The sequence below is a fragment of the Bradyrhizobium sp. USDA 327 genome, from assembly GCF_041262065.1.
In the GTDB taxonomy this organism is placed as follows: domain Bacteria; phylum Pseudomonadota; class Alphaproteobacteria; order Rhizobiales; family Xanthobacteraceae; genus Bradyrhizobium; species Bradyrhizobium liaoningense.
The window spans coordinates 2,467,565-2,489,371 of record NZ_JBGCCW010000001.1; the positions used below are offsets into that span (position 1 = coordinate 2,467,565).

Below are 21,807 nucleotides of genomic sequence, written 5' to 3' on the forward strand. Positions count from 1 at the left end.
CGGAAGGCGTTGCCTCCCGCTAGCGATGCTGTCGTCAGTCCTTCCACGGGTCGAACTCGACTTCGCCCGCCATGGCGACGGCGAACGGCCGCAGCGTGTGCAGCACCCGCACGGTGCCGGCGTGCTGGGCAAGCACCTCCGGCAGGCGGCGATAGGCCATCGGACTCTCGTCGAGGTCGGCACCGATCAAGGTGACGCCGCGCTCGTTCAGCCAGCGGTCCATCTCCTCGCGCGAGAAGCGCCGCTTCGCCGCCCTTCGTCCGAACAGGCGGCCGGCGCCGTGCACGGTCGAGTAGAGCGAGGCCCTGGCTTCCGGGCTGTCGATGCCCTCGAGGATGACTGCATCGTCGCCCATTGAGCCGCCGACGAATCCCTTCTGGCCGGGAAACGCCGGCGTCGCGCCCTTGCGCACCACCCACAAATCCTTGCCGTCGTGGGTCTCACGCCAGGCATAGTTGTGGTGGTTGTGCACGGTCTCGGTCACGCTGCCGCCGATGATCTGGCGGACGCGCTCGACGACCCACTCGCGGCCCGCATAGGCGTAACGCCCGGCCAGCTGCATCGCCGCGATGTAGCGGCGGCCGAGCTCGCTATCCTCGTCGACCACGGCGGGCGGGACGTTCATGCCGTCCTTGCCGCCGGCGGCCTTGAGGTAGCGCGTCGCGGAGGTGTGGCCGAGCCCGCGGCTGCCGAAGTGGACGCCGATCCAGACGAAGCCTTTCTCGTCGCGCATGAGGTCGACATAGTGGTTGCCCGATCCGACCGTGCCGAGCTGGTGCACCGCCTTCTGACGGTAGGCCTCCATGTCGCTCTCGCGCCAGGCATCGCCGTCGTCGAACAGATCGTGCTCGGCCCGTTCGGCGTTGGCACGGCCGACGCCGAACGAGATCGTCTTGGCGACGTCGCGGATGATCGTGGGCACGAGGCCCGCGATGTCGTCGAAGCGCGTATCGAGCTTTGCCGCCATGTTGCCGCAGCCGATGTCGAAGCCGACGCCGGAGATGCTGATCTGCTTCTCATAGGCGATGACGCCGCCGACCGGCTGGGCGTAGCCGAGATGGCCGTCGGCGCAGATCACGCCTGACACGACGTTGCCGACCGCCATGCAGTTGCGCATCTGCGCGATCGTCGCGTCCTCGTGCGGGCCGAACACCTTCAGCGGCGCATTCTGGAAGCGGGCCTCCTGCGGGCGCAGGTTCGCGATCTCGCCCGCGACGGCATCGGTCTCGCGCGTGAGATGCTCCTTGCGCGCGGCGTCCTTATACAGGCACCAGGCCGGGAGGCCGCGTCCTTCGCCGACGCGCGAGTCGGGATCGACACCGGCGGCGAGGCAGAGCTCGCGGGCGCGTTCCATGTAGGGATCGGATCGTCGCATGGTCTTGGTTCCTGCATCACCTCCCGCGCGCACCGTTGCAGATGCGCGCGGGTTATCTCAGAGATTTCGCTGGCCCCGGGCGCGATGCCCTGCGTCCGGGGCTGTTGTCGTTGCGCATCGGCTCAACGCCGTTTCCGAGATCGCGATCCACGCGACCACGGCGTCGGAGAAGCCGCCTTTCGAGCGCGAGTCCCGGATCCGGGTCTCCCGTTCCGGCCATTGCCGGGATGTTCGAACGGGTCGCATCGCGGACAACAAAAAACCCTCCGGAGCGGCAGGCTCGGGAGGGTCCGTGAGAGAAGCGGACTGTCGATCTGCCGTCAGGCAGGATCGCTCCCATGAGCCATGCGTGCGCAATCGATTGGCTGGAAGCCATTCGAAGTGCAGACTAGGATTTCGTAGCGATACGGCATTGCTCGGTTCATGGTGTCTGTCGCGAATGGAAGTGCTCGCGAGGCCGCGGGACATACGTCCGCAACCTGCGGATGTCAAGTGCGCGCGTGAAATTGCATGGGGTCGGCGAACGACGTGCCAAATTATCTCGGCCTCGATGGATTTCGCTTCGGCTGGGTCGCTGCCTGGATCGATGAGCGTGGCGATCATGGCTTCGATTGCTCGCCGGGCCTGACGCGTCTGCTCGCGCTGCCGCATGCGCGTGCGATGATCGACATGCCGATCGGATTGAAGCCGAGCGGCTATCGCGCGTGCGATCTGCGTGCGCGCGAGCTGATTGGCCCCGCCGTGTTTCTTGGCGCGCGCAGAGACCTCTGGGGCTTTCCCGACATGGCGGCGGCCAATCGTCACTACTGGACGCACGAGGGCAAGGGCAGGGGCGTGTCGGCGCAGCTCTGGAATATCAGGGACAAGATCAGAGAGGTCGACGAGGTCATGACGCCGGCGCGGCAGGCGGTGGTGGGGGAAGCGCATCCGGAATTGATCTTCTGGAATCTCGCAGGCCGGATCCGGCTTGAACCGAAGACGTCGCTGCGAGGTCGCGAGCAGCGTATCGCCCTGCTGAGAGACCGGGGCTTCACCAGGATCGAACGATGGCTGACGCTTCGCCACGGCACCGGCATCGGCCGCGACGATCTCATCGATGCGTGCGCCTGCGCGGTCGCGGCACGCGACAGTACGCAACGTGTCGGCGGAGAGGAGATCGATCCGCGCGGATTGCGGATGGAGATCAATTTTTGAAGTCAGCCCTCTCGATCGCCATTGTTTTCGAAGTGACTGCGACTATTGCGGCTTGGATTCGAGGAGACGCCCTCGTCGTTCAGTCTTGTTGCTCTCGCTTGGTACTCGTCGGCCATCGCTCGCAACCGTTGCGCGGCTTCGCTGTGCGCGAGATCGTTCGCGACGCGGCGACAGCGTTCAGCGTGATCGAGCAGGGCGCGTTTCTCGATGTTCATCCAGCGACAACGTTCGAGGGGAGCCATCGGTCCCTCCGCGGGCTGCCGGAACAGCGCGATGTCTTCGCAGCAAGATCCGGGAAAAAATAGCAACATTTTCATGTCGCCTCGGAACGTGGCGCTGGAGCCGACGTTTTACGCCATAGGCTGTTGAGGGACAAAATGCCATGTACGACGTGTGCCAATTGGCGACCGCGATGCTCGCGATCGCCTTTACGGCCCTGCTGTTGATCACGGGTGATCGGTTCATCGAGTATCGACTGCAGCATGAGGCAATGACCCCGATCGTGGCGATGGCAACGCTGCCGCCATGAGCACAGGTTCGTCGGGACGAAGTGTGACTTGCGCCGCACGGCGCCTCGCCTAGATTGAGCACGCCTCAATCCATGCATCATGGGTCCCGATGTCTGATCTGTCCGCCTTTCCCATCACCGAGCGTTGGCCGGCAAAACATCCCGAACTGCTTCAGCTTTATTCCTTGCCCACGCCGAACGGCGTCAAGGTCTCGATCATGCTGGAGGAGATCGGACTTCCCTACGAAGTCCACCTGGTCGATTTCGGCAAGGACGATCAGAAGACGCCGGAGTTTCTCTCGCTCAATCCGAACGGCAAGATCCCGGCGATCCTTGATCCCAATGGTCCCGGGGGCAGGCCGCTGCCGCTGTTCGAGTCCGGGGCGATCCTGCAATACCTCGCGGAGAAGACCGGCAAGCTGCTGCCGCGAGATGCTGCCCGCCGCTACCAGACCATCCAGTGGGTGCACTTTCAGATGGGCGGCATCGGGCCGATGTTCGGCCAGGTCGGCTTCTTCCACAAATTCGCCGGCAAGGATTTCGAGGACAAGCGGCCGCTGGAGCGTTACGTCAATGAGTCCAAACGCCTGCTCGGCGTGATGGAGACGCATCTTTCCGGCCGGCGGTGGTTCATGGATGACGACTACACCATCGCCGACATCTCCATGCTCGGCTGGGTGCGGAATCTCATCGGGTTCTACGGCGCCGGCGATCTGGTGGCGTTCAACCAGTTCAAGGCGGTCGGCGGCTGGCTCGAACGCGGGCTGGCTCGTCCGGCGGTGCAACGCGGGCTGAACATTCCGCAGCGGCCCTAGTCCTTCGTTAGAACAGCCGGCCGCCGTTCGGCACAGGCTTGCTCGGCTGCACCAGCACGACCTTGCCCTCTGCATCGGGGAAGCCGAGCGTCAGCACCTCGGAGACGACCGGGCCGATCTGGCGCGGCGGGAAATTGACGACGGCCGCGACCTGTTGCCCCACGAGGGTCTCGAGCGGGTGGTTTTCGGTGATCTGGGCCGAGCTCTTGCGCACGCCGATGGCAGGGCCGAAATCGATCCACAGCCGCCAAGCCGGCTTGCGCGCCTCCGGAAACGGCTTGGCGTCGACGATGGTGCCGACACGAACATCGACTGCGAGGAAGCTGTTGAAGTCGATGGTCGGTGAGGCGGCAGCTGCGGGATCGTGGGTAACGTGCATGGGATGTCCGCTCGGAGAGTTGGGTGGTCCGCAATATTGTCGCGCGAACCGGAGTTTCGTACAACGCCACAACCGAAGCATCACGCATGCGCGAGGAAACGTCTTGCCCAACATCATCTACGGCATCAAGAACTGCGACACCATGAAAAAGGCCCGCGCCTGGCTCGATGCTCACGGCGTGCCTTACGAGTTTCACGACTACAAGGCGGCGGGCGTGGAGAAGGACAGGCTCAAGCAGTGGAGCGACAAGGTCGGCTGGGAGACGCTGCTCAATCGCGCCGGGACGACCTTCAAGAAGCTCCCGGACTCCGACAAGGAAGGCTTGAGCGAGAAAAAGGCGTTGGCATTGATGCTAGCGCAACCATCGATGATCAAGCGACCGGTGCTGGAAATCGGCAGCAAGCTGCTGGTCGGCTTCAAGCCGGATATCTATGCCAAGGAGGTCGGCGCCAAAGCGCGCTGACCGCTAGTTCAGCTCGATGGTCTCGGCGGTGATGCCGGGCCCCGGCTGGTCGGAGAACTCGACCGTCTCGGCGGGCGCGATGCGGGCAGGGGCGCGATGAAACAACTCCCGATCGATCACAGCGCGTAGCTTTGGACGCGGCAGCGCGTCATTTCCGCGCATCAGGTTCTTGATCTCGAAGCCGCCGTCCTCGCAGAACGTCTTGATCGATGCGATGACGTGACAGACCTTGCCGTCGGTCTGGAAGGGCAGCAGCAGCCGTTCATAGGCGACGACGCGCCCGTAGATGTCCTCGACATTGGCGACGCTGTAGACGGGCAGCCCGCGCGCGACGCATTCATGATATATCGGCATCACGAACGGGGCGAGCCGCGGCCCGACATAATCATCGAGCAGAACGCCCTTGCCGGTATGTCCATAGGCACGCGAGATGCGCGTGCCTTCGCTCTGGATGATGAGGCGCGGCGTCGGCGTCGAAAATTCGACCGTATAGTAGATGAGATCCGAGAGCTCCTCCTCGAGTCGCGCAGGCTGATACTCCCAGATCGCCGGCGCGATCTGCTGGCGCGCATAAAGTCGCAGCCACGTGTTCAGGAGATCGCGTTGCCGGATCGATTTGACGACGGAGGGAGCGGCGCTGGCAAAATCCAAAGCAATATTCTCCGCACGTGAAGACGCGCGCATGATCCCGCTTGTGGGAAAATTTTCGATGAAGGCTGGCGCGCGGAACGAAAGACCGTTAACGACGGCTTGATGACCGGTGCCTTGCGAACCGGGAGGCCGGGCAGGCACGACATCCAGACATCTCCGACTAAGGGAGCATTTGTATCCCAGCCGGAGGCCTGATCTGCTCAGCTTTCCGCCTTGCCTAACCCCCGTCACCTCCGGCATATTCCGCGCCCGGAGGCGGCGCCCCGGGTGGGCTCCAAGTCCTCCGGACAGCCGAAGCAACAAGGACAGCCACGCGCCTCGCGCGGGCAGGGGGAAATCTGTTTGGCCGATGAGTTCATTCTCGAAACGGAAGGCTTGACCAAGGAGTTTGCGGGCTTCTTCGCCGTCCGCGACGTTGCGCTCAAGGTTCGCCGTGGGAGCATTCACGCGTTGATCGGCCCGAACGGGGCCGGCAAGACGACCTGCTTTAATCTTTTGACCAAGTTCCTCAAACCGTCAGCCGGAAAGATCCTCTACAAGGGGCAGGACATCACGGCGATGGCGCCGGCCGACGTGGCCCGCATGGGTCTTGTGCGTTCGTTCCAGATTTCGGCGGTATTTCCGCATCTCACCGCGCTGGAGAATGTCCGTGTCGCGCTTCAGCGCCAGCACGGCTCTTCGTTCGATTTCTGGCGCTCCAAGTCCGTTCTCAATCGCTTCAACGATCGCGCGCGCGAGTTGCTCAACGATGTCGGCCTCAGCGAGTTTGCAAACACGCCCGCGGTCGAGATGCCCTATGGGCGCAAGCGCGCACTTGAGATAGCAACGACGCTCGCGCTCGACCCAGAGATGATGCTGCTCGACGAGCCGATGGCCGGCATGGGCCACGAGGATATCGACAAGATCGCGGCGCTGATCAAGCGCATTTCGGCGAAATACACCATCCTCATGGTCGAGCATAATTTGAGCGTCGTGGCCAACCTCTCCGACATCATCACCGTGCTGACGCGCGGGCAGGTGCTCGCGCAGGGCCATTACTCCGAGCTCACCAAGGACGAGCGCGTCAAGGAAGCCTATCTGGGAGCCGGTCATGCCTGACACTGCGATCGCCGAGGCCCCGGCCAGGGCTGCGACCGGCGGACCCATCCTTCAAGTCCGCAACCTCGAAGCCTGGTACGGCGAGTCCCACATCCTGCACGGGATCAACTTCGACGTGAACGCGGGCGAGGTCGTCACCTTGCTCGGGCGTAACGGCGCCGGCAAGACGACCACGCTGAAGTCGATCATGGGCATCATCGGCAAGCGCTCCGGCTCGGTGAAGTTCAACAACCAGGAGATCATCCGCGCAACCTCCGACAGGATCGCGCGGATGGGCATCGCGTTCTGCCCGGAAGAGCGGGGCATATTCGCCAGCCTCGACGTGCGGGAGAACTTGATGTTGCCGCCGGTCGTCCGCGAGGGCGGACTGCCGCTCGACCAGATCTTCGATCTGTTTCCGAACCTGAAGGAGCGGCTGGGCAGCCAGGGCACCAAGCTGTCGGGCGGCGAGCAGCAGATGCTCGCGATCGCGCGCATCCTGCGCACCGGCGCGAGCTTCCTGATGCTGGACGAGCCGACCGAGGGCCTCGCGCCCGTCATCATCCAGCAGATCGGTCACACCATTGCGCGGCTCAAGAAGGAGGGCTTCACGATCCTCCTTGTCGAGCAGAACTTCCGCTTCGCATCCACCGTCGCCGACCGCTACTACGTGGTCGAGCACGGCAAGATCATTGACGGTTTCTCCAACGCGGAGCTTGCCGCTAATATGGACAAGCTGCACACCTATTTGGGTGTCTAGCGCATGATCGGGACCCTGAGCGCCGCGTCAGCGCAAAGCGTGTAGCGGTTTTCCGAAGAGACCGTGCTCGAGTTGAAGAACTGCCAACGAGAAAATTCAAAAAGGAAAGTTGCATGAACACCAGGTCGATTGCGTCATTGCTGCTGACCACCGCGCTCACCTTCGCCGCAACAGGCGTCGCGTTGGCGCAGGACAAGACGGTCAAGATCGGCGCGCTGTCCGATCAGTCCGGGCTCTACGCCGACCTCGGCGGCCCCGGCTCGACGCTCGCCGCGCAGATGGCGGTCGAGGATTCCGGCCTCGCCGCGAAGGGCTGGAAGATCGACGTGATCTCCGGCGATCACCAGAACAAGCCCGATATCGGCACCGCGATCGCGCGGCAGTGGTTCGACGTCGACAAGGTCGACGTCATCGTCGACGTGCCGAACTCGGGCGTGGCGCTCGCCGTCAACAACGTGATCAAGGAAAAGAACGGCGTCTACATCAATTCGGGTGCGGCGACCTCCGACCTCAGCAACGCGCAGTGCTCGCCCAACACCGTGCATTGGACCTACGACACCTACATGCTGGCCCATACCACCGGCCAGGCGCTGGTGAAGGCCGGTGGCGACACCTGGTTCTTCCTGACCGCGGACTACGCCTTCGGTGCGGCGCTCGAGCGAGATACCAGCGCGGTCGTCACGGCCAACGGTGGCAAGGTGCTCGGCGGCGTCAAGCACCCGCTCAACACGCCGGACTTCTCCTCCTTCCTGCTCCAGGCGCAGGCCTCCAAGGCCAAGATCATCGGCCTCGCCAATGCCGGCGGCGACACCACCAACACGATCAAGCAGGCGGCCGAGTTCGGCATCGGCAAGGGCGGCCAGAAGCTCGCGGCGCTCTTGCTCTTCCTCACCGACGTCAAGGCTATCGGCCTCGAGACGGCGCAGGGACTCAATTTCACCGAGACGTTCTACTGGGACATGAACGACAAGACCCGGGCGTTCTCCAAGCGCTTCGCCGAGAAGATGAAGAACAATGCCCCGCCCACCATGGTGCAGGCCGGGGTCTATGCCGGCGTGCGCCACTATCTCAAGGCCCTCGAAGCGCTCGGCGGCAATCCTCATGACGGCGTCAAGATCGTTGAGAAGATGAAGTCGATGCCGACCGAGGACGACCTGTTCGGTAAGGGCGAGATCCAGCCCAACGGCCGCACCATCCACAACGCCTATCTGTTCGAGGTCAAGAAGCCCTCGGAGTCCAAGGGGCCATGGGACTTCTACAAGCTGGTCGGCACGGTGCCGGGCGACCAGGCTTTCACGCCGCTGTCCGAGAGCAAGTGCGCGCTGTTGAAGAAGTAAGATAACGGCCCGCAGGCCTCGAGGCCTGCGGGCGACTTTCAGGGAACGCCGAAGGGACCGGGTGCGGGATCGATGCAGGCTCTATACGCTCAGCTACTGGTGGGACTGATCAACGGCTCGTTCTACGCGCTGCTCAGTCTCGGGCTTGCCGTGATCTTCGGCATGCTCAACATCATCAATTTCGCCCATGGCGCGCTCTACATGATGGGCGCCTTCGTCGCCTATTTCCTGCTGAACCTCGGCGGGATCAACTACTGGTGGGCATTGCTGCTCGCGCCCATCATCGTCGGCATCTTCGGCATGATCCTGGAACGGACCATGCTGCAATGGCTGACCGGGCTCGATCATCTCTACGGCCTGCTGCTGACCTTCGGCATCGCGCTGATCGTGCAGGGCGTGTTCCAGAACTATTTCGGCTCCTCCGGCCTGCCTTACGCCATTCCGGATCAGCTCAAGGGCGGCATGAATCTCGGCTTCATGTTCTTACCCGTCTATCGCGGCTGGGTCGTCGTGTTCTCGCTGGTGGTGTGCCTTGCGACCTGGTTCCTGATCGAGAAGACGCAGCTCGGCGCCTACCTGCGCGCCGCCACCGAAAATCCGACGCTGGTGCGCGCCTTCGGCATCAACGTGCCGCGCATGATCACGCTGACCTACGGTCTCGGCGTCGGCCTTGCCGCACTCGCCGGCGTGCTCTCGGCGCCGATCAACCAGGTGCGGCCGCTGATGGGCGCCGACCTCATCATCGTGGTGTTCGCGGTGGTCGTGATCGGCGGCATGGGATCGATCATGGGCTCCATCATCACCGGCTTCGCGCTCGGTGTGATCGAGGGCCTGACCAAGTATTTCTACCCCGAGGCCTCCAACACCGTCGTGTTCGTGCTGATGGTGCTGGTGCTCTTGGTGAAGCCAACGGGATTGACGGGAAGGGCGGCCTGAGATGACAACCCTGACGGACGACACGCTGCCGGTGACCCCTCGCGCGATGCGCGACGAGATGATCGTGTTCGTGCTGATGGCGCTGCTGCTGGCGGCCGTGCCGTTCACCGGCGTCTATCCCTTCTTCGTGATGCAGGCGCTGTGCTTTGCGCTGCTCGCCTGCGCCTTCAATCTGCTGATCGGCTACGGCGGCCTGCTGTCCTTCGGCCACGCGATGTTCCTGGGCACGGCGGGCTATTGCAGCGCGCATGCGCTGAAGGTGTGGGCGCTGCCGCCGGAGCTCGGCATCCTCGTCGGCATCGCTGCGGCGTTCGTGCTCTCGATCATCACCGGCTACATCTCGATCCGCCGCCAGGGCATCTATTTCTCGATGATCACGCTGGCGCTGTCGCAGCTTCTGTACTTCATCTATCTCCAGGCTCCATTCACCCACGGCGAGGACGGTATCCAGGGCATCCCGCAGGGGCACATGTTCGGCATCTTCGATCTCTCCAAGCCGACGGTGCTCTATTACGTCGTGCTGGTGGGCTTCCTTGCCGGCTTCCTCCTGATCTTCCGCATCATCAACTCGCCGTTCGGCGAGGTGCTGAAGGCGATCCGCGAGAACGAGCCGCGGGCGATCTCGCTCGGCTACCGCACCGACCAGTACAAGTTCCTGGCCTTCGTCCTGTCGGGCACGCTTGCCGGCTTTGCCGGTGCGCTGAAAGTGTTCGTGGCGCAAAACGCCTCGCTCACCGACGTGCACTGGTCGATGTCGGGCGAGGTCGTGCTGATGACGCTGGTCGGTGGTCTCGGGACCATTTTCGGTCCCGTGGTCGGCGCCTTCGTCATCATCGCCATGCAGCAATATCTAGCGGGCTTCGGCCAGTGGGTGACGGTGATCCAGGGCGCGATCTTCGTGATCTGCGTGCTCACCTTCCGCCGCGGCGTCATCGGTGAAATCGCGCATTACTTCCGCCGGTCACTCTAAGCGATTGATCTTGCATCAATTTCATTGGTGCATGAAAGCGGTGGATGATCCGGCTCCGCGGGCGTGAGATGACACGCGCGCGGATCGAAAATGGTCTATGACAGTTTCATGACAGCCCCTCCGGGCCTGACCATTTCCAACCGGTAGCCTATTCCCATGATGCGTTGGTTTCGTGCGTTCCTGCCCAAGGAAGAACGGTTCTTCGATCTGTTCGACCGGCATGCCCAGACGGTGATCCAGGGCGCGATCGCGCTCCAGGGCATGCTCAATGGGGGCGAGGAGACGCCGGTCTATTGCCAGCGCGTCAACCAGTTCGAGAACGACGCCGACAACATCACCCGTGAGGTGCTGACGGCGGTGCGCCGCACCTTCATCACCCCGTTCGACCGCGGCGATATCAAGAACCTCATCACGTCGCTGGACGATGCCATCGACCAGATGCAGCAGACGGCCAAGGCGGTCATGCTGTTCGAGGTCCGCACTTTCGAGCCTCCCATGCGCGAGATCGGCGGGCTCCTGATCGAATGCGCCAATCTGGTCGGGCGTGCGCTGCCGCTGATGCAATCGATCGGCCCGAACGTCGCCATGCTGACCGCCATCACCGAAGAGCTCGGCAAGCTGGAGGGCCGGGTCGACGATCTCCACGACATCGGCATGAAGGAGCTGTTCCTGAAGCATCGCGACGGCAATGCCATGGACTTCATCGTCGGCGTCGAGATCTACGACCACCTCGAAAAGGTGGCTGATCGCTTCGACGACGTCGCGAACGAGATCAACAGCATCGTCATCGAGCAAGTGTAGGGCAGGGCCGCCGTGGATGCCGCGTTGGGTCTTCCCATCCTGGTCGGCTTGATCGCCGTCGCGCTGCTGTTCGACTTCCTGAACGGCCTGCACGACGCCGCCAATTCGATCGCGACCATCGTCTCGACCCGCGTGCTGCGGCCGCAATTCGCGGTGTTCTGGGCCGCCTTCTTCAATTTCATCGCCTTCATGGTGTTCGGACTGCACGTCGCGCAGACCATCGGCACCGGCATCATCGATCCCGCGGTCGTCGACGCCCAGGTGATCTTCGCAGCGCTCGTCGGCGCGATCGTCTGGAACCTCGTGACCTGGGCGCTCGGCATCCCGTCCTCGTCGTCGCACGCGTTGATCGGCGGCCTCGTCGGCGGTGGCATGGCCAAGGCGGGGATTTCGGCCGCAGTATGGAGCGGCCTGTCCAAGACGGTGCTGGCAATCGTGCTGTCGCCGCTGGTCGGTTTCCTGCTCGCAACGATGCTGGTGGCGATCGTGTCCTGGGCCTCGGTGCGCTCGACGCCGTTCGCGGTCGATCGCGCCTTTCGCATCCTGCAATTCGCCTCCGCCTCGCTCTACTCGCTCGGCCATGGCGGCAACGACGCGCAGAAGACCATGGGCATCATCGCGGTGCTGCTGTATTCGCAGGGTCATCTCGGCGGCGAGTTCTCGGTGCCGTTCTGGGTGGTTCTGTCCTGCCAGGCGGCGATGGCGCTTGGCACGCTGATGGGCGGCTGGCGCATCGTCCGCACCATGGGCCTGCGCATCACGAAATTGACGCCTATGCAGGGCTTTTGCGCCGAAACGGGGGGCGCCGCGACCCTGTTCATGGCGACCTATCTCGGAGTTCCCGTCTCGACCACCCACACCATCACCGGTGCCATCGTCGGCGTCGGCGCTGCCCGCCGCGTCTCGGCGGTGCGCTGGAACGTCGCAAGCTCGATCGTCTATGCCTGGGTGATCACGATCCCGGCCTCGGCCATCGTCGCGGCGCTGACCTGGTGGCTGGTCGAGATCTTCGTCAAGTGACGAGCTTCAGTCCGGCAATCCCGGCGACGATCAGGGCGATGCTGGCAAGGCGTAAGGCCGTTGCCGGCTCGCCGAACAGGACGATGCCGAGCGTCGCAGTGCCCACCGCGCCGATGCCGGTCCAGACCGCATAGGCGGTTCCGACCGGGAGCGATTTGAGCGCAAGTCCAAGCAGGATGACGCTGCCGGCCATGGCCGCCAGGGTGATCACCGACGGCACAAGCCTGGTAAAACCCTCAGTGTATTTCAGGCCAATCGCCCAGGTGATCTCGAGAAGACCGGCGACGAACAGGATGCTCCAGGCCATGACGACCCTCCATTCAAGGCAGGGTCGTCCCCGCGGCTGAGGTGCTGAGAAACGGAAGGCCGTCCTTCCCGAAAGCCGATATGGGGCTGGCCGAATGGCTCCGCAATCACCAAATGAGGCTTGATCAGGCCCGTTTTCCCTGCCACACGCTCCCGCCATGTCCGACATCGCCATCACCACAGCCGAATCGCCGGCCCGTTCCCCGCTTGCCGCTGAAGTGGCGCGGCGGCGGACCTTTGCGATCATCTCCCACCCTGACGCCGGCAAGACCACTCTGACCGAGAAGCTGCTGCTGTTCGGCGGCGCCATCAATCTCGCTGGCCAGGTCAAGGCCAAGGGCGAGCGCCGCAATACGCGTTCCGACTGGATGAAGATCGAGCGCGAACGCGGCATCTCGGTCGTGACCTCGGTGATGACCTTCGAGTTCGAAGGCCTCGTGTTCAACCTCCTGGACACGCCGGGCCACGAGGACTTTTCGGAAGACACCTATCGCACGCTCACCGCGGTCGATTCCGCCGTGATGGTGATCGACGCCGCCAAGGGCATCGAGGCGCGCACCCGGAAGCTGTTCGAGGTGTGTCGCCTGCGCGACATTCCGATCATTACCTTCATCAACAAGATGGACCGCGAGAGCCGCGACGTTTTCGAGCTGCTCGACGAGATCGAGAAGACGCTGGCGCTCGACACCACGCCGATGACCTGGCCGGTCGGCCGCGGCCGCGACTTCCTCGGTACCTATGACGTCGTCAATGGCGGCGTGCGCCTGCTCGAAGGCGGCGGCGCCAAGACCGGTGCGGCGCAGCAGATCGAGATTGAGGAGCTGGCCAAGCTCAACGCCAATCTCGACGTCGCTGCCGTGAAGGACGAGCTCGAGCTTGTCACGGCGGCATCAAAGCCGTTCGAGCTCGAGGCGTTCCGCGAAGGTCATCTGACGCCGGTTTATTTCGGTAGCGCGCTGCGCAATTTCGGCGTCGGCGACCTCCTGGAAGGCCTCGGCAAGTTCGCGCCCGAGCCGCGTGCGCAGGACAGCGACCAGCGCAAGGTCGAGGCCACCGATCCGCGCATGAGCGCCTTCGTGTTCAAGATCCAGGCCAACATGGATCCGAACCACCGTGACCGCATCGCCTTCGCGCGGCTGTGCTCCGGCAAACTCAGCCGCGGCATGAAGGCAAAGCTCGTGCGCACCGGCAAGAGCATGCCGTTGTCGAGCCCGCAATTCTTCTTCGCCCAGGACCGCTCGGTCGCGGATGAGGCCTTCGCGGGTGACGTCGTCGGCATTCCCAACCACGGCACGTTGCGCATCGGCGACACGCTGACGGAAGGGGAGGATTTCAACTTCGTCGGCGTACCGAGCTTCGCTCCTGAAATCGTCCGCCGCGTCCGTCTCACCGACGCGATGAAGGCGAAGAAGCTGAAGGAAGCGCTGCAGCAGATGTCGGAGGAGGGCGTGGTGCAGGTGTTCCGCCCGCGCGACGGCGCGCCGGCGCTGGTCGGTGTGGTCGGTGCACTCCAGCTCGACGTGCTGAAGGCGCGGCTCGAGGCGGAATATTCGCTGCCGGTCGAGTTCGAGGTTAGTGAATTTCAGCTGGCGCGCTGGGTCTCCTCGGAGGACCGCAAGAAGCTCGACACCTTCATCGCCGCCAACACCTCCAGCATCGCCGACGACGTCGACGGCGATCCCGTGTATCTCGCCCGGAACGAATTCTATCTCGGCTATACCAGGGAGCGCGCCGAGGGCATCGAGTTCAGCAACGTCAAGGACGTCAAGAAGAAGGGGTAGGGTAGCCACGTCCCTCCGCTGTGCAGCCATACCCTCCGCTGTCATGCCCCGGCTTGACCCGGGTATCCAAGAGCGGATTTGAACGCGTATGTGAACGGGCGCAGGCTTGATACGCGCGCGGCCAGTGCCACTTTCCATCGGGATGGGTACTGTGGTTTCGTGGTCATGTGGCGCTCTCTCCTTGTACTCCTCCTTGTGACAATCCTGCCGGCATCGGCCGATGCGTGGCGCCGCCCTCTCGAAGAGGAGCCGTTCTCGTACGAGCCGTGCGGCGGGCCTTTTCAGGGACCTTGCATCACCGAAATTCCATTTCCATTCGGCGAGACTCTCCAGCTCACGGTCGAGAGCGTTCCATCGCAAGCCGACATTGCGAAGTACCGGCGGCCCGATCATGAACTTGATACGATCGGCGACCTCTTCGCTGAATTGCGTTCGTGTTGGTCACCTCCCCCCGCTGACCATGCGCGGGCGGGCATGCAGATGTCGGTGCGGTTCAGCCTCAACCGATCGGGCGGTCTGATCGGCCCGCCGCGCATGACATTTGCGACCGCGGGCGTCCCCGCCGACACCCGCGCGACCTATCTCAATGCCATCAACGCATCGTTGAAGGCCTGCCTGCCGCTGAAATTCACCAGCGGCTTTGGCGGCGCGCTGGCGGGCAGGCCGATCGCGATCCGCTATGTCGACAATCGCGAGCTGGGCAAGTAACCGCGAGGACTCCTCCATCCCTCATCGACACGGCACTTTCGCGGCTCTCACCATGAGGGACACGAGTTGCGAGCGGCGGCCAATCGATGATACCTCAGAGGCGGGGGCTGTGGCCAAAAGGGGAGGATGCCGTGGGTCTGCTGGTCATGATCCTGGGGCTTGCGCTGTTTTTTGCGGCGCATGTGTTCACCACCAAACGCGAGATGCGCGCCCAGGCGATCGCGAGGCTGGGCGAGGGGTCCTACAAGATCCTCTATTCGCTGGTCTCGCTGGCGGGGCTTGCGTTGATCATCTGGGGCTTTGCCCACTATCGCGCCACCGGCTGGATCGACGTCTGGTATCCGCCGAAGGCCATGAAGCACATCGCGCTCGCATTGATGCTGCCCGCGGTCGTCCTGGTGGTGGCTTCATATCTGCGGGGCCGCATCTATGCGACGCTGAAGCATCCGATGCTGGCCGGCATCAAGCTGTGGGCGGCGGCGCATCTGCTCGCCAACGGCGATCTCGGCTCGATCATCCTGTTCGGCTCGTTCCTGGGCTGGGCGGTGTATGACCGTATTTCGCTCAAGCATCGCACCGACGCCGGCGGCCCGCCGATTCCGGTCGGCGGCATCACCAACGATCTGATCGCAGTTGCGGTCGGCATCGTCGCCTATGTGGCGCTGGCGTTCGCATTCCATCCGGTCGTGATCGGTGTTCCCGTCATCGGCGTCTAGCCGGTCAGCACAAGACGAGACCCCGATGTCCATGCGCGGAAGCTAGTAAGAGCAACAAGCCGAGGGCCCTTCGATGGATTGGTCGCATTCGCAGATCCCGCCAATGCGGTACGAGGCGCGCTTTGGCGATCGGGTCGTGCCCGCCTTCCGGGATCGGCCGGCGAGCCTGTGGGCGATGATCGCGGAAGCCTGCGCCCGCAACACCGACGGTGAAGCGCTGATCGCGGGGAATGTCCGCCTGAGCTGGCAGCAGGCCGTGGAGCAGGCCGCACGGATTGCAGCGGGATTTCGCAGGCTCGGATTGCAGCGTGGCGATCGTGTCGCGATCCTGCTCGGCAACCGCATCGAGTTTCCCCTGCTGCTGTTCGCCGCCGCGCATGAGGGGCTGGTGACGGTGCTGCTCGGCACGCGCCAACAGAAGCCGGAAATCGCCTATGTGCTGACCGATTGCGGCGCAAAGATCCTGATCCACGAAGCGGCGCTCGCCGAGCGGCTGCCGGATGCGCAGGATGTGCCCGATGTCATCCATCGCATCGTCGTCGACGACGATCCGGGTCGGTCGCGTTTCGCGGTGCTCGCCGACAACCCGCCGGCGTCTGCCCCGGTCGAGGTGGGCGAGGAGGACACCGCGATGATCCTCTACACCTCGGGGACGACGGGAAAGCCGAAGGGCGCGATGCTGGCCCATTGCAACATCGTTCATTCCTCGATGGTCTTCGTCTCATGTCTGCAATTGACAGAGGCTGACCGTTCCATCGCGGCGGTGCCGCTCGGCCATGTCACCGGCGTCGTCGCCAACATCACGACGATGATCCGCTGCGGCGGCGCGCTGATCATCATGCCCGAATTCAAGGCGGCCGATTACCTCAAGCTCGCCGCGCGCGAGCGCGTCACCTACACGGTGATGGTGCCGGCGATGTACAATCTCTGCCTGCTCCAGCCCGATTTCGACAGCTATGATCTGTCGAGCTGGCGCATCGGCGGCTTTGGCGGCGCGCCGATGCCGGTCGCGACCATCGAGAAGCTCAAGACGAAGATTCCCGGCCTGAAGCTGATGAACTGCTACGGCGCGACCGAGACGACGTCGCCGTCGACGATCATGCCGGGCGAATTGACGGCGAGCTACATCGACAGCGTCGGCCTGCCGTGTCCCGGCGCGCGCATCATTGCGATGGGATCGGACGGACGGGAGCTTCCTCCTGGCGAGATCGGCGAGCTCTGGATCCAGAGCGCCTCCGTCATCAAGGGCTATTGGAACAATCCCAAAGCCACGGCCGAAAGCTTCACCAGCGGGTTCTGGCACTCCGGCGATCTCGGCTCCGTCGATGCGGAAGGTTTTGTCCGCGTGTTCGACCGGCAAAAGGACATGATCAACCGTGGCGGCCTGAAGATCTATTCGGCCGAGGTCGAATCCGTGCTGGCGGGGCATCCCGCCGTGGTCGAGAGCGCGATCATTGCCAAGGCGTGCCCCGTGCTGGGCGAGCGCGTCCACGCGGTCGTGGTGACGCGCAGTCCGGTCGCGGACACCGAGTTGCGGGCCTGGTGCGCGGAACGGCTGTCGGACTACAAGGTTCCCGAAACCATGGCGATCACGGCAGACCCGTTGCCGCGCAATGCCAACGGCAAGGTGCTGAAGCGGCAGCTGCGGGAGCTCCTGGGGGCTTGAGCCGGGCAGCGGCCACGCGGGGCTCTCCCGGGTGGTTAACGCCTTGATCGGGCTCGCTTTGCCTTGCCACCGCCATATCGTTAGGGTACCTCGCGGCCAAGTGGGGACGGGATTCCTGACGCGGACGCTTCGGCGCGCGCACCCGGACGGGCATGGGATTAGCATAAGTGTCTGAATTATTTAACGAAGTCGACGAGGAAGTACGTCGCGAACAGCTCAAGAAGCTGTGGGACAAGTATTCGATTGTCTTCATCGCCCTGATGGTGCTGGTCGTGGCCGGCGTCGGTGGCTGGCGCGGCTACCAATATCTGGAGGCCAAGAAGGCCGCTGAGGCCGGCGCCGCTTTCGAGAAGGCCGTCGAGCTGTCCGAGCAGGACAAGCACGCCGACGCCGAGAAGGCCTTCACCGAGCTCGCCGCCACGGCTCCATCCGGCTATCGCACACTGGCGCGGCTGCGTGCTGCCGCCGAGGCCGCCAGCCGCGATCCCAAGGCCGCCGCGAAGATGTATGACGACATTGCCGCCGATCGCAGCGTCGGCGGGGAGTGGCAGGACCTGGCGAAGATCCGCGCCGCCGGCCTGCTGCTCGACAGCTCCAGCTACGCCGACATGCAGCAGCGGCTGGAGCCCTCCGCCGCGCCGAAATCGACCTTCCGCCACAGCGCCCGTGAGATGCTGGCACTATCGGCCTGGCGTAACAACGACTTGACCGCAGCCCGCAAATGGCTCGACGCGATTGACGGAGACGGCGAAACGCCGCCCGGCCTGCGCTCGCGCGCCGAGGCGCTCCAGGCCCTGCTGCCGCCCGTCGCCAAGAGCTGATGCCGGCCCTCTGACTTGAGACGAGACACAAGATGCGCCGCACGCCACGCTTGATCGCAGCCGCCGTCCTGATCGCCCTCACGGGCGTTCTGGGCGGCTGCTCCAGCTTCGATCCAAGCGACATGCTCGACTTCCTCGACACCAAGAAGAAGCTGCCGGGCGACCGCAAGCCGGTCTTCCCGGAGGGCGTGCCGGGCCTCGAGCAGGGCGTGCCGAAGGAGCTGTACAAGGGCACGCAGCAGCAGCCCGATCCGAACGCGCCTGCCGTCGCGGCTCTGCCCGCGGAGCCCCCGCCTGAACCCGCCAGGCCAGCGAAGGGGGCCAAGGCGAAGCAGACGAGGCAGCCAGCCGCAGTGACGCCGGCTGAAGCGCCCGCCGGCGAGATCGACGGCGAGGCCCAGCCGGAGGCTGCGCCACCCACGGCCGCTCCGCCGCCCAAGCACAAGATCGTCCGCAAGCGCACCACCGCACCGCCGCCGGATCAGCCCGTCCAGCAGGCGCAACCTGCCCAGACCACCCAGCAGCAATCGCAGAGCGCTTTCCCGGCGCCGCTGCCGAGTGGCAGCTTCTCGCGATAGACCATGATCAGGACCCGGAGGGCCGCGTTAGCGCAAAGTGCGAAGCGGTTTTCCAAGAAGATCATGCTCAAACAACAAACCTGAAGCGTGATGAGGATTCATTCCAGCCGCATCGCGCTTTGATAGTCTCATTGCATTGACAGGCGCAGCCCCGGCAGCGCACGAATGACCGATGTCCTTCACAATCGCCATCATCGGCCGGCCCAATGTCGGCAAATCGACGCTGTTCAACCGCCTGGTTGGACAGAAGCTCGCGCTTGTCGATGACCTGCCGGGCGTCACCCGCGACCGCCGCGAAGGCGAGGCCAGGCTCGGCGATCTCCAGTTCACCATCATCGATACCGCCGGCCTCGACGAGGGCGCCAAGGGCTCGTTGACCGCGCGCATGCAGGAGCAGACCGAAACCGCGATCGTGCAAGCCGACGCGCTGTTCTTCGTCATCGATGCCCGCATTGGTCTCACGCCCACCGATCGCGCCTTCGCCGATTTCGCCCGCAAGGCCAACAAGCCGGTGCTGCTGATCGCCAACAAGAGCGAGGGCAAGCATGGCGATGCCGGCGCGATGGAGGCCTTTGCACTCGGCCTCGGTGATCCCATCCAGATCTCGGCCGAGCATGGCGAGGGCATGGGCGAGCTCTATGACGCGCTGGCCAAGCTGATGCCGGAGCCCGTCGACGAGGACGACGAGGGCGAGGACGATACGCCGCTCTCGGAGGAGGAGGCCGCGACGCGTCCGATCCGGGTCGCCATCGTCGGTCGGCCCAATGCCGGCAAGTCGACGCTGATCAATCATCTCCTCGGCGAGGAGCGTCTGCTGACGAGCCCGGAGGCCGGCACCACGCGCGATTCCATCGCGGTCGAGATCAACTGGAAGGGCCGCGATTTTCGCGTCTTCGACACCGCAGGCCTGCGCCGGCGCTCGCGGATCGAGGAGAAGCTGGAGAAGCTCTCGGTCGCGGACGCGTTGCGCGCGGTGCGCTTTGCCGAGGTCGTCGTGCTGATGATGGACACGCAGAATCGCTTCGAGGAGCAGGACCTGCGCATCGCCGATCTCATTGAGCGCGAGGGCAGGGCGGTCGTGCTCGCCGTCAACAAATGGGACCTGATGGAGACCAAGGGCGGCGGCGCCATCTCGGGCCTGCGCCGCGATGCCGACCATTGGCTGCCGCAGCTCAAGGGCGTGCCGATCGTCGCCGTCTCAGGCCTGATGGGCGAGGGCATCGACCGCCTGATGCAGGCGATCCAGGACGCCTACGCGGTCTGGAACAGGCGCGTGCCGACGGCCGCGCTCAATCGCTGGTTCGAGCAGGCGATCCAGGCCAATCCGCCGCCGGCGGTGTCCGGCCGCAGGCTGAAGCTGAACTACATCACGCAGAACAAGGCGCGCCCGCCGAGCTTCGTGCTGTTCTGCTCGCGTGCGGACGCGGTGCCGCAATCCTACTTGCGCTACCTCACCAACTCCATGCGCGAGACCTTCGATCTCCCGGGCACGCCGGTGCGCATAACTCTTCGCGAGAAGGCCAATCCTTTCGCGCACAAGCGCAAGCGGCCGTCGTGAGCGACGGCTCCGGCGAGGCGACAGCGCAGGGCGCTGCGCCAGTCCGGCGCGGTGCGGTCGCTCGCGGCGACGGAGACTGCCTGAAACGCCAATGCCCGGGACGAGCCCGGGCATGACGTGTGTGACGTCGCGTAACCGCTACGTGGTCACTTCTTCACCAGCGGGCAGTCGCTGTCCTTGAGCGGCTTGGCCGCGTCTTCAGGCGCGATGGTGGCGACCAGCTTGTAATAGTCCCAGGGACCCTTCGACTCCTCGGGCTTCTTCACCTCGAACAGATAGGCCGGGATGAGGCGGCGGCCGTCGGCGCGCAGCGGTCCCTTGCCGAACAGCGGATCGTCGGTCGGCAGCTCCTTCATCTTGGCGACGACCTTGGCGCCGTCATGCGGATTGCTGCCGAGCGCGTCCATCGCCTTCAGGTAATGCAGGATCTCGGCATAGAGGCCCGCAACCGTCATCGAGGGCATCGAGCCCTTGGGCGAGACCTTCTGGAAGCGCTTCGACCATTCGCGCGTCTGGTCGTTGAGGTCCCAATAGAAGGACTCGGTGAAGGTCAGGCCCTGCGCGGTCTTCAAGCCCAGCGAGTGTACGTCGTTGATGAACAGCAGCAGGGCGGCGAGCTTCTGACCGCCCTGGACAATGCCAAATTCGGCGGCCTGCTTGATCGCGTTGGTGGTGTCGCCGCCCGCATTGGCGAGGCCGATGATCTTGGCCTTGGAGGACTGCGCCTGGAGCAGGAACGAGGAGAAGTCCGCGGTGTTCAGCGGGTGCTTGACGCCGCCGAGCACCTTGCCGCCCGTGGCGGTGACGACCGCGCCGGTATCACGCTCCAGCGCATGGCCGAAGGCATAATCCGCGGTGAGGAAGAACCAGCTATCGCCGCCCGCCTTGGTCAATGCCTTGCCGGTGCCGTTGGCGAGCATGTAGGTATCGTAAGTGAACGAGACGGTATTGGGCGTGCAGGCCTTGCCGGTGAGGTCGGCGGTGGCCGCGCCCGAATTGAGCAGCACCGCGTTCTTTTCCTTGACGAGGTTGCTCACCGCGAGCGCAACGCCGGAGCTCGGCGTGTCCGCGATGGCGTCGACCTTGTCGGCGTCGATCCATTGCCGGGCAATGTTGACGCCGATGTCGGGCTTGTTCTGGTGGTCGCCGGAGAGGACCTCGATGGTCCAGCCCTTGGCCTTGAGGCCGGAGTCTTCGACCGCCATCTTCACCGCCGCGACCGAATTCGGGCCGCCGATGTCGGCGTAGAGGCTCGACATGTCGTTGAGCACGCCGATCTTGACGGTCTTGTCCTGGGCGTAGGCGGATGTGGCAAAACCGAAAGCGGCGCAAGCAAGAAGCGCCGCGGAGCGGCGTGCGAACGTCGTCGTCATGAAAGGTCTCCTCC

24 protein-coding genes are annotated in these 21,807 nt (G+C 64.2%); 18 read left to right on the forward strand and 6 right to left on the reverse strand.

The features are described from left to right. Nucleotides 1-34 precede the first annotated feature (34 nt). The gene (locus tag ABIA42_RS11100) at nucleotides 35-1,375 is read right to left on the reverse strand and encodes an RtcB family protein (protein ID WP_370113653.1); all 1,341 of its coding nucleotides are present in this window, start codon (nucleotides 1,373-1,375) and stop codon (nucleotides 35-37) included. 528 nt (nucleotides 1,376-1,903) lie between these two features. On the opposite strand from ABIA42_RS11100, the gene ABIA42_RS11105 reads away from it, so the two are divergent. Further along, entirely contained in the window at nucleotides 1,904-2,569 is a 666-nt protein-coding gene (locus ABIA42_RS11105) for a DUF429 domain-containing protein (RefSeq protein ID WP_370123532.1), read from the forward strand. A 2-nt stretch (nucleotides 2,570-2,571) separates the two neighbouring features. Here ABIA42_RS11105 and ABIA42_RS11110 read toward each other — a convergent pair whose 3' ends face one another. Next, nucleotides 2,572-2,886: a hypothetical protein gene (locus ABIA42_RS11110; protein WP_370113651.1), complete on the reverse strand. Its 315-nt coding sequence runs from the start codon at nucleotides 2,884-2,886 to the stop codon at nucleotides 2,572-2,574. Nucleotides 2,887-2,951: 65 nt separating this feature from the next. On the opposite strand from ABIA42_RS11110, the gene ABIA42_RS11115 reads away from it, so the two are divergent. Together ABIA42_RS11115 and ABIA42_RS11120 are read left to right on the forward strand one after the other, a co-directional pair. Next, on the forward strand, nucleotides 2,952-3,098 hold the full coding sequence (locus ABIA42_RS11115; protein ID WP_370143772.1) for a hypothetical protein: 147 nt from the start codon (nucleotides 2,952-2,954) through the stop codon (nucleotides 3,096-3,098). Nucleotides 3,099-3,187: 89 nt separating this feature from the next. Continuing rightward, entirely contained in the window at nucleotides 3,188-3,892 is a 705-nt protein-coding gene (locus tag ABIA42_RS11120; protein ID WP_370113649.1) for a glutathione S-transferase family protein, read from the forward strand. Between the two features lie 7 nt (nucleotides 3,893-3,899). On the opposite strand, the gene ABIA42_RS11125 is transcribed toward ABIA42_RS11120, so the two are convergent. Then, nucleotides 3,900-4,271 carry a tRNA-binding protein gene (locus ABIA42_RS11125; protein WP_271530352.1) on the reverse strand — a complete coding sequence of 124 codons (372 nt, stop codon included), beginning with the start codon at nucleotides 4,269-4,271 and terminating at the stop codon, nucleotides 3,900-3,902. A 103-nt stretch (nucleotides 4,272-4,374) separates the two neighbouring features. Here ABIA42_RS11125 and ABIA42_RS11130 point away from each other — a divergent pair, with 103 nt between their 5' ends. Beyond that, nucleotides 4,375-4,734, forward strand: coding sequence for an ArsC family reductase (locus ABIA42_RS11130; RefSeq protein WP_370113647.1), 360 nt, complete (start codon nucleotides 4,375-4,377; stop codon nucleotides 4,732-4,734). Between the two features lie 3 nt (nucleotides 4,735-4,737). On the opposite strand, the gene ABIA42_RS11135 is transcribed toward ABIA42_RS11130, so the two are convergent. Further along, on the reverse strand, nucleotides 4,738-5,418 hold the full coding sequence (locus ABIA42_RS11135) for a hypothetical protein (RefSeq protein ID WP_370113645.1): 681 nt from the start codon (nucleotides 5,416-5,418) through the stop codon (nucleotides 4,738-4,740). A 309-nt stretch (nucleotides 5,419-5,727) separates the two neighbouring features. On the opposite strand from ABIA42_RS11135, the gene ABIA42_RS11140 reads away from it, so the two are divergent. The 7 genes from ABIA42_RS11140 (at nucleotide 5,728) to ABIA42_RS11170 (ending at nucleotide 12,286) form a co-directional block, all read left to right on the forward strand. Further along, nucleotides 5,728-6,483 (forward strand): ABC transporter ATP-binding protein, encoded by a 756-nt coding sequence (locus ABIA42_RS11140; protein ID WP_008551999.1) that lies wholly within the window; start codon nucleotides 5,728-5,730, stop codon nucleotides 6,481-6,483. Then, nucleotides 6,476-7,222 (forward strand): ABC transporter ATP-binding protein, encoded by a 747-nt coding sequence (locus ABIA42_RS11145; protein WP_370113643.1) that lies wholly within the window; start codon nucleotides 6,476-6,478, stop codon nucleotides 7,220-7,222. Before ABIA42_RS11140 ends, ABIA42_RS11145 begins: the two co-directional genes overlap by 8 nt. 113 nt (nucleotides 7,223-7,335) lie before the next feature. Continuing rightward, nucleotides 7,336-8,559 (forward strand): ABC transporter substrate-binding protein, encoded by a 1,224-nt coding sequence (locus ABIA42_RS11150; protein ID WP_370113641.1) that lies wholly within the window; start codon nucleotides 7,336-7,338, stop codon nucleotides 8,557-8,559. Between the two features lie 72 nt (nucleotides 8,560-8,631). Further along, complete coding sequence (locus tag ABIA42_RS11155) at nucleotides 8,632-9,495, forward strand: branched-chain amino acid ABC transporter permease (RefSeq protein ID WP_028178028.1); 864 nt, start codon at nucleotides 8,632-8,634, stop codon at nucleotides 9,493-9,495. 1 nt (nucleotide 9,496) lies between these two features. Continuing rightward, nucleotides 9,497-10,465 carry a branched-chain amino acid ABC transporter permease gene (locus ABIA42_RS11160; RefSeq protein WP_370113639.1) on the forward strand — a complete coding sequence of 323 codons (969 nt, stop codon included), beginning with the start codon at nucleotides 9,497-9,499 and terminating at the stop codon, nucleotides 10,463-10,465. A gap of 156 nt (nucleotides 10,466-10,621) precedes the next feature. Further along, nucleotides 10,622-11,266 (forward strand): DUF47 domain-containing protein, encoded by a 645-nt coding sequence (locus tag ABIA42_RS11165; protein WP_028178030.1) that lies wholly within the window; start codon nucleotides 10,622-10,624, stop codon nucleotides 11,264-11,266. A 12-nt stretch (nucleotides 11,267-11,278) separates the two neighbouring features. Beyond that, nucleotides 11,279-12,286, forward strand: coding sequence for an inorganic phosphate transporter (locus ABIA42_RS11170; RefSeq protein WP_271530357.1), 1,008 nt, complete (start codon nucleotides 11,279-11,281; stop codon nucleotides 12,284-12,286). Here ABIA42_RS11170 and sugE read toward each other — a convergent pair. Next, nucleotides 12,279-12,593, reverse strand: a complete 315-nt coding sequence (gene sugE / locus ABIA42_RS11175; RefSeq protein ID WP_271530358.1) for a quaternary ammonium compound efflux SMR transporter SugE — start codon at nucleotides 12,591-12,593, stop codon at nucleotides 12,279-12,281. The two genes, ABIA42_RS11170 and sugE, sit on opposite strands and share 8 nt — an antisense overlap. Nucleotides 12,594-12,750: 157 nt before the next feature. Here sugE and ABIA42_RS11180 point away from each other — a divergent pair, with 157 nt between their 5' ends. The 7 genes from ABIA42_RS11180 to der all read left to right on the forward strand — a co-directional run bounded on the left by ABIA42_RS11180 (nucleotide 12,751) and on the right by der (nucleotide 20,420). Further along, nucleotides 12,751-14,373, forward strand: a complete 1,623-nt coding sequence (locus ABIA42_RS11180) for a peptide chain release factor 3 (RefSeq protein ID WP_271530359.1) — start codon at nucleotides 12,751-12,753, stop codon at nucleotides 14,371-14,373. Nucleotides 14,374-14,538: 165 nt separating this feature from the next. Beyond that, nucleotides 14,539-15,081, forward strand: coding sequence for a hypothetical protein (locus ABIA42_RS11185; RefSeq protein ID WP_271530720.1), 543 nt, complete (start codon nucleotides 14,539-14,541; stop codon nucleotides 15,079-15,081). A gap of 131 nt (nucleotides 15,082-15,212) precedes the next feature. After that, nucleotides 15,213-15,797, forward strand: a complete 585-nt coding sequence (locus ABIA42_RS11190) for an NnrU family protein (protein WP_271530361.1) — start codon at nucleotides 15,213-15,215, stop codon at nucleotides 15,795-15,797. A gap of 73 nt (nucleotides 15,798-15,870) precedes the next feature. Next, nucleotides 15,871-17,463, forward strand: a complete 1,593-nt coding sequence (locus ABIA42_RS11195) for a class I adenylate-forming enzyme family protein (protein WP_271530362.1) — start codon at nucleotides 15,871-15,873, stop codon at nucleotides 17,461-17,463. Between the two features lie 167 nt (nucleotides 17,464-17,630). Beyond that, nucleotides 17,631-18,284 carry a tetratricopeptide repeat protein gene (locus tag ABIA42_RS11200; RefSeq protein ID WP_370113635.1) on the forward strand — a complete coding sequence of 218 codons (654 nt, stop codon included), beginning with the start codon at nucleotides 17,631-17,633 and terminating at the stop codon, nucleotides 18,282-18,284. Between the two features lie 32 nt (nucleotides 18,285-18,316). Then, nucleotides 18,317-18,862, forward strand: coding sequence for a hypothetical protein (locus tag ABIA42_RS11205; protein ID WP_370113633.1), 546 nt, complete (start codon nucleotides 18,317-18,319; stop codon nucleotides 18,860-18,862). Nucleotides 18,863-19,034: 172 nt separating this feature from the next. Further along, nucleotides 19,035-20,420 carry a ribosome biogenesis GTPase Der gene (gene der / locus ABIA42_RS11210; protein ID WP_370113631.1) on the forward strand — a complete coding sequence of 462 codons (1,386 nt, stop codon included), beginning with the start codon at nucleotides 19,035-19,037 and terminating at the stop codon, nucleotides 20,418-20,420. A gap of 146 nt (nucleotides 20,421-20,566) precedes the next feature. On the opposite strand, the gene ABIA42_RS11215 is transcribed toward der, so the two are convergent. After that, on the reverse strand, nucleotides 20,567-21,793 hold the full coding sequence (locus ABIA42_RS11215; RefSeq protein ID WP_239623216.1) for an ABC transporter substrate-binding protein: 1,227 nt from the start codon (nucleotides 21,791-21,793) through the stop codon (nucleotides 20,567-20,569). Nucleotides 21,794-21,807: the final 14 nt, after the last annotated feature.